The organism is Rhodoblastus sp. (assembly GCF_052145335.1).
GTDB lineage: Bacteria > Pseudomonadota > Alphaproteobacteria > Rhizobiales > Beijerinckiaceae > Rhodoblastus.
Window position 1 is genome coordinate 1 of record NZ_JBKQOU010000016.1, and the last position, 14821, is coordinate 14821.

General features: G+C 62.2%; 16 protein-coding genes. 1 reads left to right on the forward strand and 15 read right to left on the reverse strand.

Features of this window, described 5'->3' with window-relative positions; genetic code table 11:
- The 7 genes from ACLP2E_RS01155 to pyrH form a co-directional block, all read right to left on the reverse strand.
- On the reverse strand, positions 1-753 hold a 753-nt coding region (locus ACLP2E_RS01155), incomplete at its 3' end, for a POTRA domain-containing protein (protein WP_442464921.1).
- Positions 754-1085: 332 nt separating this feature from the next.
- Positions 1086-2231 (reverse strand): M50 family metallopeptidase, encoded by a 1146-nt coding sequence (locus ACLP2E_RS01160; protein ID WP_442464922.1) that lies wholly within the window; start codon positions 2229-2231, stop codon positions 1086-1088.
- Between the two features lie 72 nt (positions 2232-2303).
- Positions 2304-3509, reverse strand: a complete 1206-nt coding sequence (gene dxr, locus ACLP2E_RS01165; RefSeq protein ID WP_442464923.1) for a 1-deoxy-D-xylulose-5-phosphate reductoisomerase — start codon at positions 3507-3509, stop codon at positions 2304-2306.
- A 7-nt stretch (positions 3510-3516) separates the two neighbouring features.
- The gene (locus tag ACLP2E_RS01170) at positions 3517-4392 is read right to left on the reverse strand and encodes a phosphatidate cytidylyltransferase (RefSeq protein ID WP_442463452.1); all 876 of its coding nucleotides are present in this window, start codon (positions 4390-4392) and stop codon (positions 3517-3519) included.
- 45 nt (positions 4393-4437) lie between these two features.
- Positions 4438-5238 carry an isoprenyl transferase gene (locus tag ACLP2E_RS01175; RefSeq protein ID WP_442463451.1) on the reverse strand — a complete coding sequence of 267 codons (801 nt, stop codon included), beginning with the start codon at positions 5236-5238 and terminating at the stop codon, positions 4438-4440.
- Between the two features lie 235 nt (positions 5239-5473).
- Entirely contained in the window at positions 5474-6034 is a 561-nt protein-coding gene (frr, locus tag ACLP2E_RS01180; RefSeq protein WP_442463450.1) for a ribosome recycling factor, read from the reverse strand.
- Positions 6035-6112: 78 nt separating this feature from the next.
- The gene (gene pyrH, locus ACLP2E_RS01185; protein WP_442464924.1) at positions 6113-6841 is read right to left on the reverse strand and encodes a UMP kinase; all 729 of its coding nucleotides are present in this window, start codon (positions 6839-6841) and stop codon (positions 6113-6115) included.
- A 333-nt stretch (positions 6842-7174) separates the two neighbouring features.
- Between pyrH and ACLP2E_RS01190 the strand changes: the two genes are divergently transcribed.
- Positions 7175-7864 (forward strand): hypothetical protein, encoded by a 690-nt coding sequence (locus ACLP2E_RS01190; RefSeq protein WP_442464925.1) that lies wholly within the window; start codon positions 7175-7177, stop codon positions 7862-7864.
- Between the two features lie 120 nt (positions 7865-7984).
- Here the strand turns inward: ACLP2E_RS01190 and tsf are convergent, their stop codons facing one another.
- The 8 genes from tsf to ACLP2E_RS01230 form a co-directional block, all read right to left on the reverse strand.
- On the reverse strand, positions 7985-8914 hold the full coding sequence (gene tsf, locus ACLP2E_RS01195; RefSeq protein WP_442464926.1) for a translation elongation factor Ts: 930 nt from the start codon (positions 8912-8914) through the stop codon (positions 7985-7987).
- A 158-nt stretch (positions 8915-9072) separates the two neighbouring features.
- Positions 9073-10086, reverse strand: coding sequence for a 30S ribosomal protein S2 (locus ACLP2E_RS01200; protein WP_442464927.1), 1014 nt, complete (start codon positions 10084-10086; stop codon positions 9073-9075).
- Between the two features lie 228 nt (positions 10087-10314).
- Positions 10315-10854 (reverse strand): hypothetical protein, encoded by a 540-nt coding sequence (locus tag ACLP2E_RS01205; protein WP_442464928.1) that lies wholly within the window; start codon positions 10852-10854, stop codon positions 10315-10317.
- A complete protein-coding gene (locus ACLP2E_RS01210; protein WP_442462799.1) occupies positions 10851-11048 on the reverse strand; it encodes a hypothetical protein in 198 nt (65 codons plus the stop codon). The genes ACLP2E_RS01205 and ACLP2E_RS01210 overlap by 4 nt, the downstream gene beginning before the upstream one ends.
- A 152-nt stretch (positions 11049-11200) precedes the next feature.
- The gene (locus ACLP2E_RS01215; RefSeq protein ID WP_442464929.1) at positions 11201-11704 is read right to left on the reverse strand and encodes a DUF992 domain-containing protein; all 504 of its coding nucleotides are present in this window, start codon (positions 11702-11704) and stop codon (positions 11201-11203) included.
- Positions 11705-11833: 129 nt separating this feature from the next.
- Entirely contained in the window at positions 11834-12088 is a 255-nt protein-coding gene (locus ACLP2E_RS01220) for a hypothetical protein (RefSeq protein WP_442464930.1), read from the reverse strand.
- A gap of 225 nt (positions 12089-12313) precedes the next feature.
- Positions 12314-13333, reverse strand: coding sequence for a glutamine synthetase beta-grasp domain-containing protein (locus ACLP2E_RS01225; protein WP_442464931.1), 1020 nt, complete (start codon positions 13331-13333; stop codon positions 12314-12316).
- A 307-nt stretch (positions 13334-13640) separates the two neighbouring features.
- On the reverse strand, positions 13641-14821 hold a 1181-nt coding region (locus ACLP2E_RS01230; protein WP_442464932.1), incomplete at its 5' end, for a helix-hairpin-helix domain-containing protein.

Consider the following 14821-nt stretch of genomic DNA (forward strand, 5'->3'; position numbering starts at 1 on the left):
GGTGAGGACATAGCCGCCGATAGCCGGATCGAAGACGGCGTCGGTGCCGATGATGCGGAAGTCGGCATAGCCGTTCTTCAGGTAATAGCGGCGGATCGCCTCGGCGTCCTTGGCGATGCGGTCGGGATCGTAAACGTCGGAGCTCTTGATGAAGGAGAGGAAATTCATCTCCGTCGTCTCCATCATCCCGGCCAGCTTGGACGATGAATAAACGTGATTGCCGACAAAATTGATCTGCTTGATGCCGGTCTTCTCGCCTTCGTTGATGTCGAACACCACGTCAACCGTGCCCTTGGGGGTCTCGACGGTGCGCGCCTTTACCGTGGCGGTGGAGCGGCCGGCGCGGCGGTACATGTCCATGATGCGCTGGGCGTCGGCGTCGACGATCGCCTGGTTATAGCCGCCATGCGCCTTGGACTGGATCTCTTTCTCGATATCCTCGGTCTTGATCTTGCTGTTGCCGACGAAGACCACGTGATTGATAGTATTGGCGTTCTCTACGACGTGAACCACCAGCGCATTGCCGCGGTGGCTGACCTGCACGTCGGAAAAATAACCGGAGCCGTAAAGCTTCTTCACGCCTTCGTTGGTATCACCGCCGGCGAAATAAGACCGGATCGTGTCGGAGTCGACGTGCCGGTTGCCCTCGACGATGATCGTTTCCGCGTACGCGGCTGTCGGGACCGCCAGCGAGCTGGCGATCAGCACGACCGCCAGCGCGGACCGACCCATAAGACCTTGGCGAAACTTCATTGAAACCCGGTCCCCGTTACTATGCCGCATGGCCTCGAGCGCCATGCTTCGGCCGCCGGTCCTTGCGGGCCGGCGCATTTCGTTCCTGACTCAGACTGGATAACACAAGCCAAGCCTGAACATTGCGACTCTGCTTCTACAAGGTTTATGAAATCCTGCAAATGCATTAGCCCGCGCGTCTCGCTTTTTTACCTTGCCGTGGCAATCAAGCCACGATCCTACTTCATATTTTCGACGCAATCCGAAGGCGCGGCAAAACAAATCCTTGACCAAGGTCATTCTCGCCGCGAAAGGCTCTTTTTTGTTTAACGATCCTGCGCCTGGCAGCAAAATCATCCGAGATTGAGCCATTGCCGGGTCAAGCGGACGATATCGTTGTAGGTGGCGACCAGCATCAGCGCCGCGACGAAGGCCAGGCCAATCTTGAAGCCGAACTCCTGCACCCGCGGCGTCAGCGCTTTTCCGCGCGCGGCCTCGAAAGCGTAATAAAGCAGATGGCCGCCATCGAGCAGCGGAACCGGGAGCAGATTCAAAAGGCCGATGGAAATAGAAAGAATGGCGGCGAGATTGAACAGGGGCCAGATTCCAGCCTTGGCCACTTCGCCCGAAACTTCAGCAATGCGTAGCGGGCCGGACAATTGCTCCGTCGATTCCCGCCCGGCGACCAGTCCTCCGAGATAGGCGCCGGTGCGCGCGACGACATACCAGGTCTCACGCCCCGCCTCTAACGCCGCCATCGGCAGGCTGTAGGTCTGCCGCCGCCAATTCTGCGCGCCGCCGCCAGCGGATACGCCCAGGACACCGGCGCGATTGACGCCCAGGGGCGTCTTCGTGTCCTTGCGCTCCGGCGTGGCGTTAATCTCGACCTGGTTTCCGGCGCGTTCGACCACGAAATGCAGGGTCAGGCCGCCGGAGGCCGAGACAATACGCTGCATGTCGAGAAAGTCGTCGATCTTCTGGCCGTCAATGGACAGGACGAGGTCGCCCTTTTGGAAGCCGGCGGCGGCGGCGCGGCCGCCCTCGATGACGCTGTCGATGCGCGGGGTCAGGATCTGCCGCCCATCGAAATAGAACAGGCCGGTGAAAATGATCAGCGCCAGCACGAAATTGGCGATCGGGCCGGCCGCCACCACGGCGGCGCGCTTCCAGACATTCTGAGCGAAAAACGACACCGCCCGCTCGGATTCAGGCATGGATTCGGCCGCGTCGAAATCAGGATTGCTGGCGGCGCTGGCGTCGCCATGGAACTTCACATAGCCCCCCAGCGGAAAAGCCGCGAGCCTCCAGCGTGTGCCGTGGCGGTCGGTGTAATGAGCGACTTCCGGCCCAAAACCCATGGAAAAGGCGTCGACCTTGATGCCGCACAGCCGCCCGACCAGGAAATGCCCGAATTCATGGAAGAACACCACCAGGCCAAGCACGAAAAGGAAAGGCGCAAGATAGGAAAACAACGTCCACAGCGAATGGAATACGGACATGGAAACTCCCGATCAGCGGCGCTGGATAGTTACACGAATGGTTAGTTTTGCGTTACGAAATCGGATTATTGGTTAACAGGAAAGGTCCAAAAGACTCTTTCGCGATCTTTCCCGAACCATATGGTCAATGGCCAAAGCCTCTGCCACATTCGCCGGCGCGCTATTGGCGCCTTCGCGCTCAAAAAGTTCGCAAATCGCTTCAACTCGAGCCGCTATCTCGTTGAACCCGATCTGTTTATCCAAAAACGCTGCCACCATCACCTCGTTCGCGGCATTTAGAATGGTCGGCATGGCGCCGCCGGCGGCAAGCGCCTCCATGGCGACACGCAGCGCCGGGAAGCGAGCGAAATCCGGCTTCTCGAAAGTTAACGCGCCGATTTGGGCCAAATCGAGACGAGGCGACTGCGTCGCCACCCGATCCGGCCAGCCGAGACAATGGGCGATCGGCGTCTTCATGTCGGGCATGGCCATGCCCGCGGTGACCGCGCCGTCAGCGAAGGAGACGAGACCGTGGACGATGGACTGGGGATGCACCAGGACATCGAGTTTTTTCGCGTCGACGCCGAAAATATGCAAAGCCTCGATCAGTTCGAGGCCCTTGTTCATCAGGCTGGCGGAATCGATGGTTACTTTCGGCCCCATTGTCCAGTTCGGATGCGCGAGCGCCTGTTCCGGCGTCGCCTCGGCGATTTGCGCGGCGCTCCACGCGCGGAATGGCCCGCCGCTGGCGGTCAGCCACATTTTTTCGATCCGATCGGCGCTTTCGCCGCCAAGCGCCTGAAATATGGCGTTATGCTCGCTATCCATCGGCAGGACGCGCACCCCACGCTCCCGCGCCATGCGCATGAAGGGCTCGCCGGCGCAGACCAGGCATTCCTTGTTGGCGAGGGCGACGTCGCGCCCCGCCTCGACGGCGGCATAAGTCGGCTCCACGCCCGCGGCGCCGGCGATCGCCCCGACGACCAGATCGGATTCCATGCAAGCGGCCTGTTTCAGTCCTTCAGGACCGGCGGCGGCCTCGATTCCCGATCCGGCCAGCTCCGCCTTCAATTCCTCATAGGCGGACAGATTGGCCACCGCCGCGAATTTCGCGCCGAAAACCCGCGCGACGCGGGCGAGATTCCTGACGTCGTTGCCGCTCGCCACCGCGACCACCTCGAAAGAGCCGGGCGCGCCGGCGATCACCGCTTCGGTGGAACGGCCGATCGAACCGGTGGCGCCTAGAATGGTCAGCTTTTTCGGGGCTTTGGCGCTTGGGGCCTTGGGGGCAAGGGTCATTTATTACCTATGGCCAGAAAAAAAGGCCGGCCGCCGCGCCGGGTTTGGCGTGGGCAAGGCCGAATAATGCGGCGAAAATCGCCGCGGCGATGAAGCCGTCGAGACGGTCCATGAAACCGCCGTGGCCGGGAATGAGCCCGCTCGAATCCTTGACGTGGAAATGGCGCTTGATCCAGGATTCCAGGAGGTCGCCCCCTTGCGCCACCGCGCCGGCGGCCAGGCCAAGCAGAAACACCGGCAGGATGCGCGCATTGACGTCGGGCCACCAGTGCGCCGTGATCGCGCCCATGACCGCGCCGCAGAACACGCCGACTAAAAAGCCCGACCAGGTTTTTCCGGGAGAAATGCTCGGGCAAAGTTTGCGGCCCCCGATCAGCCTGCCGCCGAAATAGGCGAACACGTCGGTGCCCCATACTACCGCGAACAGCCAACCGATGGCGCAAGGGCCGAAAAACGCCTCCCCGCGCAGGGAGATCGTCGCCATCAACAGGCCGCCCGCATAAAAAACGCCGGCCGCGGCCCACACGCGATAGGGCGCCCCGGCCGCCCAGGCGCAAAATCCAGCGGCGAGCAGCAGCGCCAGATAGGCCGCTTCGTGTTGCGCAAAACGATAATAGAGCGCCGCCGACAGGCACAAGGCCACGCCGCCAACAAACAATCGCGCCCAAGGCAGAGGCGCGCCAATCAGCCGCTGCCATTCCCAGTGCACCGCCAGGGCGGCGACCAGCCAGAAGAAAACGAAGACGGCGCCGCCCATGACCAGGGAGAAAACCGCCGCCGCGACCAGGATCAACGAGGAAAACGCGCGCAGCCAGAGGTCGCCGAGATGGTGGCGGGCCATCAGACCCTGCTTCGACGCCGGCGGAATATCGGCATTATCCATGGACGAAGCGCCAGCATAGGAAAGGCTTGGAAACAGGGTCGGCTATCATGATGCGGACTTCACCTGTCCGACGCGGCCGTCGTCGACGAAGGCGGCGCCGACGCCGCCGAACCGCCTTTCGCGGGCGCGAAACGAATCGATCGCCGACTGAAGCGCCTGGCCGTCGAAATCCGGCCAGTAGATCGGCAGGAACACCAGTTCGCTATAGGCGGCCTGCCACATCAGGAAATTGGAGAGGCGCATTTCGCCCGAGGTGCGGATGATCAGATCGGGATCCGGCGTGTGCGCGGTCTGGAGCCTTGCGGCGAAGGCGGCCTCGTCGATATCCTCGGGCCGCAGAAGCCCGGCCGCCGCGTCACGCGCCAGTGCGCGGGCGGCCTCGACGATTTCCTGCCGCGCGCCGTAATTGAAAGCGACGATCAGGTCGAGCTTGTCGTTGTCGCGCGTGCGCGATTCGGCTTCCTCCAGCAACGCTATGATGTCGGGCTTGAGATTGTCGCGCTCGCCGATCACCCGCACCCGCACGCCGGCTTCCTGGAGCGTCAGGAGGTCATTGCGGATGAAATATTTCAGCAAGCCCATCAATTCGGAAATTTCCTGGGCCGGACGCGTCCAGTTCTCGCTGGAAAAACTATAGACGGTGAGGTAGCGCACGCCGAGATCGCTGGCGGCGCGCACCGTGCGGCGGAGCGCCTCGACCCCGCGACGGTGGCCCTCGAAGCGCGGCAGTCCCCGCGCCGCCGCCCAGCGGCCGTTGCCGTCCATGATGACGCCGACATGCAGCGGCGCTGCGCCCAAGGCGCGCATTGCGCCGGCGCTGGCGTTAACTCCCTGCTTTTCGCTCATCGAGCCCTGTCCGTCCGCCAAAACCTCTACGGCCCCGCCGGACCCGCCGGAAAGACCCCCATGCCGCATACTGAACCGGATGATATCTGGTCGAAATACCATCCCGTCCCGGATTTCATCGTCGCCAGGAAAGCCAGCCCCGCGAAAGCCGGCTCAAACTTTGCGCGACGGAACCCCTTATCATATTCGCCGGCCGGAGACGACAGCCCGCAGCGTCCCCGAAAACTGTTCTGGCTCAAACCTGCATGATTTCCTTTTCCTTGCCCGCGAGCGCCTGATCGATCTCGGCGATGGCGGCGTCGGTGGCCTTCTGAACTTCGTGCTCGTGCTTTTTCTCGTCGTCTTCGCTGATCACCTTGTCCTTGACCAGCTTTTTCAGAATATCCATGCCGTCGCGACGCACATGGCGCACGGCGACGCGCGATTCCTCGGCATATTTGTGGGCGATCTTGGCCAGTTCCTTGCGGCGCTGCTCGTTCAGCTCGGGGATTCGGATGCGCAGGATTTGGCCCTCGATGGACGGCGACAGGCCGAGATTGGCGTCGCGGATGGCCTTGTCCACCGCATTGACCATGCCCTTGTCCCAGACCTGCACCGCCAAAGCCCGCGATTCCGGCACCGAAACGGTGGCGACCTGATTGATCGGCATGGCCTGGCCATACGCCTCGACCACTACCGGCTCCAGCAGCGCCGCAGACGCGCGGCCGGTGCGCAGGCCTCCCAATTCATGCTTGAGCGCCTGAATCGCCCCCTGCATGCGTCGTTTGATGTCCGCCAGATCGAATTGAGCGCTCATATCACACCTGTCCATTACGGCGCCCCAGGCGCCTGAAAAGCATCGCCAGATAGAGCCGCCGGAGCGGGCGGCCGGTGTTCAGGGGACGACCAGCGTCGACTTGCCCTCCCCGGCCAGCGCCGCGGTAATGGCGTCGGGCTGCGCGATGGAAAACACGATTATCGGAATCCGGTTCTCTCTCGCAAGGGCAAAGGCGGCCGTATCCATCACGGCGAGGTTTTTTGCAATGGCTTCGTCATGGGTCAGGCGCTCGTAACGCGTCGCCGTCGGCTCTTTTTTCGGATCGGCGGTATAGACGCCGTCGACATTCGTCGCCTTCATGATGGCGTCGCAGGACAATTCCGCTCCGCGCAGCGCCGCGCCGGTGTCGGTGGTGAAGAACGGATTGCCGGTGCCGCCGGCGAGGATGACGATCCGCCCCTTGCCGAGTTGATGCAGCGCCGCCTGCCGAGAATAAGGCTGGCACAGCGAGGGCATGGGCACGGCGGAAAGCGCGCGCGCCGGCCAGCCGCGCTTTTCGATGGCGAATTCCAGCGCCAGCGCGTTCATCACCGTGGCCAGCATGCCGATCGAATCGGCGCGGGCCCGCTCGATGCCCTTGTCGGCGCCCTGGATGCCGCGGAAAAAGTTGCCGCCGCCGACCACCACCGCGATTTCCACGCCGAGTTCGGCGGCGTTGACGAGATCGTCGGCGATTCGGTCGAGGGTCTTTTCGTCCAGCCCATGCGTTTGCGGGCCCTGCAGCGCCTCGCCGGACAGTTTCACCACCACGCGTTTCCAGTCCGGCTTTTTTGACGAAACAGCCATGGCGCATCCTCCCCAGCGGCGCGATTCGCCCCGCCGCGACAAGCTTCTAACAAAGGCCGGGATTTTCTCAAAGGAGCCTCGGCGGCGGCAGACGGCGTCATTGCGAGCGGAGCGAAGCAATCCAGACCCGGCTTGCGGCCACTGGATTGCCGCGTCTGCACAGCTCGGCGCGCGTGCCGAGCATCGTCTAATAGACGGACGGGCGCGCGAGGCGCGCCCTGCGGCTCCTCGCAATGACGGCGTTGAGGCGAAAACAATTGAGTATAAATAAATGCAGCCCCGAAACGCATTTTATTTTAAGTTCAAAAACTCTTGCAGAAAGCGGCGCTTTTCATGTCTTTCGTCAATCCTTTTTCGCGCCGGCGATTTCTCGGCGCAACGGCTGTTTCTCTGGCGCTTCCTTTGAACGGCTGCGCCACCCGCCCGCGCCGTTTTCGCTATCGGCTGACATTGCAAATCGAGACGCCGGAGGGATTGCGCAGCGGCTCTGGCGTCCTGGAGATCGCCGAGGGCTACAACGACGGCCTGCTGGACCTGTTGAGCCAAACGGCGGTGGTCTTCGGCACGCGTGGCGAGGCGGTTATCGTCGATCTCGGGGCGCGGGGCCTGCTGTTCGCGCTGTTGAATGCGGACGATGCGCGCAAGGGCAGCCGGACCGCCTTTGACGCGTTTTCGCGGCTGCATGAAGATCTGTGGGATCCCACCGGCATCGGACCCGGGGCTATGGATCGGATGGCCAAACTGCGCGGCGAGACGCAAATCCCGTTTGAAATGATGCCGATGCTGGTGCGCTTTGGCGACATCAGCGATCCGATGACCGTTGAACGCGTCGAGCCGAACGATCTCGAAAAGAGTTTTGGGGCGGGCGTGAAATTCGTCCGCGCGAGCGTCGAAATCACCGATGAAGAGGTGACAAGAGGCGTCGAAAAGGTTTTGCCATGGCTTTCCACGGCGAATTGGCTTCCACTGCGATTGAAATCCGGAGAACTGCTTGGGCCTCATGATTTTGTGGATTTTCTTTAACTCCTTTCAAAGAAGTAAATCATGACGCGAGCCGGTCATTGCTGTGACGGCGGTATGGATGGTGGCCAAATAAAAAGGCGGCTCCGAGGAGCCGCCTTTGATTTGCTAAAGCGGAAAAACTCAGGCCTCGCCGCTCACCGCAGCGGCGACCTCGGCGGCAAAGTCCGATTCCTGCTTTTCGATGCCTTCGCCGAGGCCGTAGCGCACAAAACCCGTCAGCGCCACCGGAGCGCCGACCGTCTTGGCGGCTTCCGCCACCGCCTGCGCGACCGTCTTGGCGTTGTCGTGGATATAGGCCTGCTCCAGCAGGGTGACTTCCTTGAAGTAGGTCTTCAGGCCGGATTCGACGATCTTCTCCAGCACATGGGCCGGCTTGCCGGCGTTCTTCTCGCGCAGCACGTTCTTTTCGCGCTCCAGCACGGCCGGGTCGATTCCGGCGGCGTCGAGCGCCAGAGGACCGGCGGCGGCGACATGCATGGCGATCTTGCGGCCGAGTTCGGTCAAGGCTTCCTTGTCGCCGGTGGATTCCAGCGCCACGATCACGCCGATCTTGCCGAGACCGTCGCCGATCGAATTATGCACATATTGCCCGATCACGCCCTGCGACACTTTTAGCGCGGAGACCCGGCGAAGCGTCATGTTCTCGCCGATGGTCGCCACGGCGTTGGCGATGGCGTCCGCCACCGTGCCGGCGTCGCCCGGATAATGCTGATTCTTCAGGACCTCGACGTCGGTCTCGCCCTTTTCCAGCGCCACCAGGGCGATGGTCTTGACCAAAGCCTGGAATTCCTCGTTGCGGGCGACGAAATCGGTTTCCGAATTGACCTCGACCAGCACGCCGTTCTCGCCGCGCGTCGCCGCGCCGACAAGGCCTTCCGCCGCGACGCGGCCGGATTTCTTGGCGGCCTTGGACAGGCCCTTCTTGCGCAACCAGTCCACGGCCGCTTCGATGTCGCCCTCGACCTCGGTGAGCGCGTTCTTGCAGTCCATCATGCCCGCGCCGGTCTTTTCGCGCAGATCTTTCACCATTGCGGCGGTGATGTTGGCCATTGACGTTTCCTTTGGTGTTGGCCGGCGCGCCAGCGCCGCGTCCGTATAAAAAACGGGCTAATGTGAAAACACGACGACAGTTTGTCGTCCGATGTCATGAATACGGCGCGCCAAGCAGGACTCGGCGCGCCGCAAAGAATGCCGCCGTCAGGCGAAACTTACGCCGGCAGGAGGCTGCGCGCCGTCTCGACCCAGCCGTCGCGCTCGATACGGCCGTTCAGCTTGAGGTCGGCGTCGAGCTTCGCCGCGTCCTCCGAGGTCATGGCGGCGATCTGCCAATAATGGAACACGCCAGCGTCGTTGAGCTTCTTGACGATCTGCGGGCCGACGCCCGTCAGTTTGGCGAGATCGTCCGGAGCGCCGCGCGGAGCGGCGAGCAGTTCGAACCGCTCGGCCGGGATTTCGGCGGCGATCTCGGCTTCCGGCGGCAGTTCGATGGCGACCGGCGCCTCCTCGGCGCCGAGATCGACGCCAAACGAGCCCTGGCTGCGGGAAATGCCGTCCAGCGCCGCGCGGGCGACCAGGTCGCAATAGAGCGCGATGGCGCGGCCGGCGTCGTCATTGCCGGGGATCGGGAAGGTGATGCCGTCCGGATCGCAATTGGTGTCGAGAATGGCCGCGACCGGGATGTGCAGGCGCTCGGCCTCCTTGATCGCCAGTTGCTCCTTGTTGGTGTCGATGACGAAGATCAGGTCGGGCACGCCGCCCATGTCCTTGATGCCGCCAAGCGCCTTTTCCAGCTTGTCGCGCTCGCGCGACATCATCAGGCGCTCTTTCTTGGTCAGGCCGGAGGCGCCGGCGCCGAGCTGGTCATCGAGCTTGCGCAAACGCGAGATCGAGCCGGAAATGGTCTTCCAGTTGGTCAGCATGCCGCCGAGCCAGCGGGAATTGATGTAATATTGCGCGGAGCGCTTGGCGGCGTCGGCGATCTGCTCCTGCGCCTGGCGCTTGGTGCCGACGAACAGCACGCGGCCGCCCTTGGCCACCGTGTCGGACACGGCCTTCAGCGCCTGGTGCAGCAAAGGCACGGTCTGGGCGAGGTCGATGACGTGGATGTTGTTGCGGACCCCGAAGATATAGGGGGCCATTTTCGGGTTCCAGCGATGCGACTGGTGGCCGAAATGCGCGCCGGTCTCGAGGAGACCACGCATGGTGAAGTCAGGAAGAGCCATAGTACATATTCTCCGGTTGAACCTCCGCGAAACTTTTGGGCCGGAGATCCGGCCACCGGAGCGCGACCTTAAAGCAGGAAGCGCACATTTCGCGTGTGGATTGGAGCGCCCTGTTATAACAGCGCGAAGGGTTTGGCAAGCCGCGCGAGAGACCCGGATGCCCGGTAGCCATAATTTGATTGTTGGATTGCGTTCGCGGAAGGCTCAAAACGGCGCCGTCGATTGGATCTAGCGGTTAGTCGCGGCCGCCATATGCAGCGCGAACATGCACAGCGGGATCAGGTCCATCAGCATCGCCCCAGCCAGGATCGCGCGTGGAAACACGCCGTGAATCAGGAAAAAGGTCGCTCCCTCGATCATCAGCAGGACGGGGCCAAAAACAATGCGAGGTATCGCGCCGAAGGCGATAAGCAGCCCGAGCGCTCCACTGAAGGAGGGAGGCAGGCTATGGAGATTGGGGCTGGTCGCCAGCCAGCGTACCGCGAGCCAGCTCGCTGGTCCAATCGCGGCGAGCAGGATCACGGCGGCGACCAATATGCGCGGTTTTTTCTCGATGCACAGCTTGAGCAGGAACCAGGTCGGCGCCAAGCTCAAGACCCCCGCAACCAGCACGAATACGATCATGTCGCCGAACGCGACCATGCCGCCGGAACTCTGCTGGATGTCGTCCGGGATGAGCAACTCGTTGACGGCGACCGCTGCGATGCCGCCGCCGCCGGCGAGGCAGTAGCCCCCGGCGATCAAAGCCAGCTTCTTTGCGACGCTCATGCGCTTACGATCCTCTGCAGAGTGGCGGAGACGCCCTTGCGCAATTCAATCGTGTACATCGAAGGCTGTTTGCCCTTGGCGTCGAAATGTTTCTCCGGCGCCTCCTTCGCCTGCGCCTGTGCGAAGGCCGGGCCGAGGGCGAGCGGGCCGCCGAACGCGACAGCGGCGCTTGCGGCGATGATCAATCCGAGCAAGGTCGGGCGTTCCTCATTGCTTTCTTCCGTATCGACGCGTTGGTCATTATTTTTATCTCTGCTGCATTTTAAGGCGTCACGGAGCTGCGCGCCGACGCGTGAATCATGGGGCTGCGCGCCATCGCGTAGCGCAATGACGCGCGAAATTCCGCTTAGTGCGAATGTCCCACGAGGGCTAGGCGCAGGCCTGCGACGCCGGCGGCTACGTTCAGGCCGGTCTGGCCCTGGACGCTCAACGGCTGGAGGATGACGGAATTGCCGTTGCCGCCGACCAGCGCATTGGCGCCGCCGCCGACGCCCACCGACGCATTGGCGGAAACGCCGACAAACTTGCCGGTCAAGGAGCCCGCAGGCAGATTGGCCGTCGAACCGAGCACGGTCCAGACCATGACGCTGCGCCCCTTGACGCCAATATCGAGGCCAAGACGGGTAATCCGCGCCGAGTAATGTTCGTGCGGCCCGTTGCCCTGCGGGTTGTAAGAACAGTTCAAGTGCTGCCGCGAGCCAAGGATCAGGCCGATGCTGCCGCGTCCGTGGCAGGTCAGCGTTCCGGCGACCAAGTGGCTTTCCTGCGCCGACGCAGAGACTTCAGCCCCGAGCAAAACGGCGACGCCGAAGGAAATAGCGACGATCAATTTTTTCTGGTACAAACTCATAACGATCTCCTGCTTTGCATTCACAGTCCGATAGCGACCGCTGGTTCGGCCGACAGATCGAGAAAAGCCCCGCCGCTAATCGGCTGAACTCTCGATTGAATCGCTGGATATGGAAAAGGCGGCCTTTGCTTAGCGCCAGCGGCAGATGCGGCGGCCGCGGCTCCACCAGCAAACCTGGCGACGCCGATGATGGACGACGACCGGTCGCCGATGATGGACGACAACCACTGTTTTCTCGATAGGGGTCTGAATCCCCTCCTGCAGGGAAGACGGCGAGACGGGGGCGGCTTCGGCCACGCCGGCGATCATGCCGAGACCCAGAACGGTGACGACAATGCCATTTCTGCAGCTTTTCAATGTCTTGGCATGATCAAAAACGAACATTGCATATGCTCCTGTCTTATCGAGGGCCAGACTAGCGTTCACGCCAAAAACTGGCAAGCCAGCAAGCGTCCGCCATCATTTCCATCGAATGTGAAGCTGCGACGACGGGTGAGCAAAGCAATCGCCTTTTTCCTCGACCTCTCGTCAGCGACCCGGTCAAAATAAAAGGGGAGCCGGACCCTCGTCCTGCTCCCCTTCCTGTCTCATGGCGACGCGGGATCGAAATCAGGGCGTCGGGACTTCCGCGATAGTCTTCAGGATCTGCGAGGCGATCTGGTAGGGGCAGCCCTGCGAATTCGGGCGGCGGTCTTCCATATAGCCGCGCCAGTCGTTCTTGACGAAGCTGTGGGGAACACGGATCGACGCGCCACGGTCGGCAATGCCCCAGCTGAACGAGTGGATCGACGCCGTTTCATGCTTGCCGGTCAGGCGCAAATGATTGTCCGGACCGTAGACGTCGATGTGATCGGCGCGGTTCTTCTCGAAAGCCGTCATCAGCGCCAGGAAATAATCCTTGCCGCCTTTTTCGCGCAGATACGTTGTCGAGAAGTTGGCGTGCATGCCCGAGCCGTTCCAGTCGGTGTCGCCGAGCGGCTTGCAGTGATATTCGACATCGACGCCGTATTTTTCGCCGAGGCGCTGCAGAATGTAACGGGCGATCCACATTTCGTCGGCGGCCCTTTTGGAGCCCTTGCCGAAAACCTGGAATTCCCACTGGCCCTTGGCCACTTCGGCGTTGATGCCTTCGTGATTGATGCCGGCGTCCAGGCAGATGTCGAGATGTTCCTCGACGATCTGGCGCGCGATGTCGCCGACGTTCTTGTAGCCGACGCCGGTGTAATAGGGACCCTGCGGCGCCGGGAAGCCATGTTCCGGGAAGCCGAGCGGACGGCCGTCCTGGTAGAAGAAATATTCCTGCTCGAAGCCGAACCATGCGCCTTCGTCGTCGAGAATGGTCGCGCGGGCGTTGGAGGGATGCGGAGTCTCGCCATCGGGCATCATGACTTCGCACATCACCAGGGCGCCGTTCAGGCGGGTGCTGTCCGGATAGACGGCTACCGGCTTGAGGACGCAGTCGGAACTGTGTCCCTCGGCCTGCATGGTCGAACTGCCGTCGAAGCCCCACAGGGGCAGCTCATCCAGGGTCGGGAAACGCTCGAATTCCTTGATCTGCGTTTTGCCGCGGAGATTCGGAACGGGCTTATACCCATCAAGCCAAATATATTCGAGTTTGTATTTGGGCATTTTGTTCATTAGTCCTTTGATGGATTGGACACCGATAAATTATGCTTGGGTCAAGGCGACGAAAAAGCTGGCGCCGTCTGGCGTCTGCCTGCCAAAGGCGCCGTTCGTTCACTATGACCCAGCCAACGGCCTCACAGCACAGATTGCGCCAATTCCAACAGCAGCGTAAGCGACGGAAACTACAATAATTTTTTCACGACGCAGCAACGGAGGTGATCAAAAATTGGCAGAATCGCAAAAACGAAGGGCATTGAAGGCAGGCGTTTTGCCTTGCATTTAGGCAGCCAGCTGCAAGACGCCTTCGGGGCTAGACCAACTCCACCTCGGCGACGCCGGGAATTTGCTTGATCGCCGAGGACGCCTGCGGACTGATCGGGTAGCGATGGGGCAGCTTGATCTCGACCTCGCGTTCGGGCTCGTCGAGGCGCAGGACCAGCGTCACTTCGCCCTCCCCGCGCCCTTTCAGCTTTTCGCTCAACAGCGGCAGCGAAGCCCGATCTTGCAAGAAGATTCGCAAACCCTTCTGGATGCGCGCCGCCGCCTCGTCCAGCCGCTCGACCTGGGTGATGCGGGCGCGCACGTCCTCGCCCTCGACATTGGCCTGCAACGTCACCAGCACCGTCGCGCCCTTTTCCAGCAGGTCTCGGTATTGGTTCAAGCCCTCCTGAAACAGGATCGCCTCATACTGGCCCGATTGGTCGGACAGGGTGACAATGCCCATCTTGTTGCCGGATTTGGTCCGCCGCTCGGCCCGGTCCAGCACAGTCGCGGCCAGTCGCCCGGCAGACGCCCCCTGTTTCACCGCCCGAACAAAGCCCGCCCAGCGATCGACGCGCAATTTCTGCAGGACGCCCTGATAGGCGTCGAGCGGGTGGCCGGAGATGAAAAAGCCGATGGCGTCGAATTCGCGCCGCAGTTTTTCCTCCGCCGACCAATTATCGAAACGGGCGAGCCGCAGGGGCTCGGCCTCGCCGCCGCCGAACAGGCCGCTCTGGCCGGCGAGATGTTCGTCCTGATGGCGGTTGGCGACGGCGAGAAGCGGCTCGATCGAGGCGAAGGCGCGGGCGCGGTCTCGCTCGATCTCGTCATAGGCCCCGGCGGCGGCCAGGCTTTCCAGCACCTTCTTGTTGACCTCGCGCGGATTGAGCCGCGTCGCCAGTTCCGCCATGTTGCGGAACGGCTTCGACCCTCTCGCGGCGACGAGCGCCGCCGCCTGCCCCTCGCCGACGCCCTTGACCGCGGAAAGCGCGTAGCGGATCGAAAGCAGGCCCTCGGCGTCTTGATGCACGTCGAAATCGACGCCGGAGAAATTGATCGAGGGCGGATCGACCCTGATCCCCAACCGCTGGGCCTCGTTACGAAATTCCGCCAGCTTGTCGGTGTTGCTCTTGTCGAGCGTCATCGAGGCCGCCAAAAATTCGACCGGGTAATTGGCCTTGCACCAGGCGGTCTGGTAGGCGACCAGCGCATAGGCCGCCGCATGGCTCT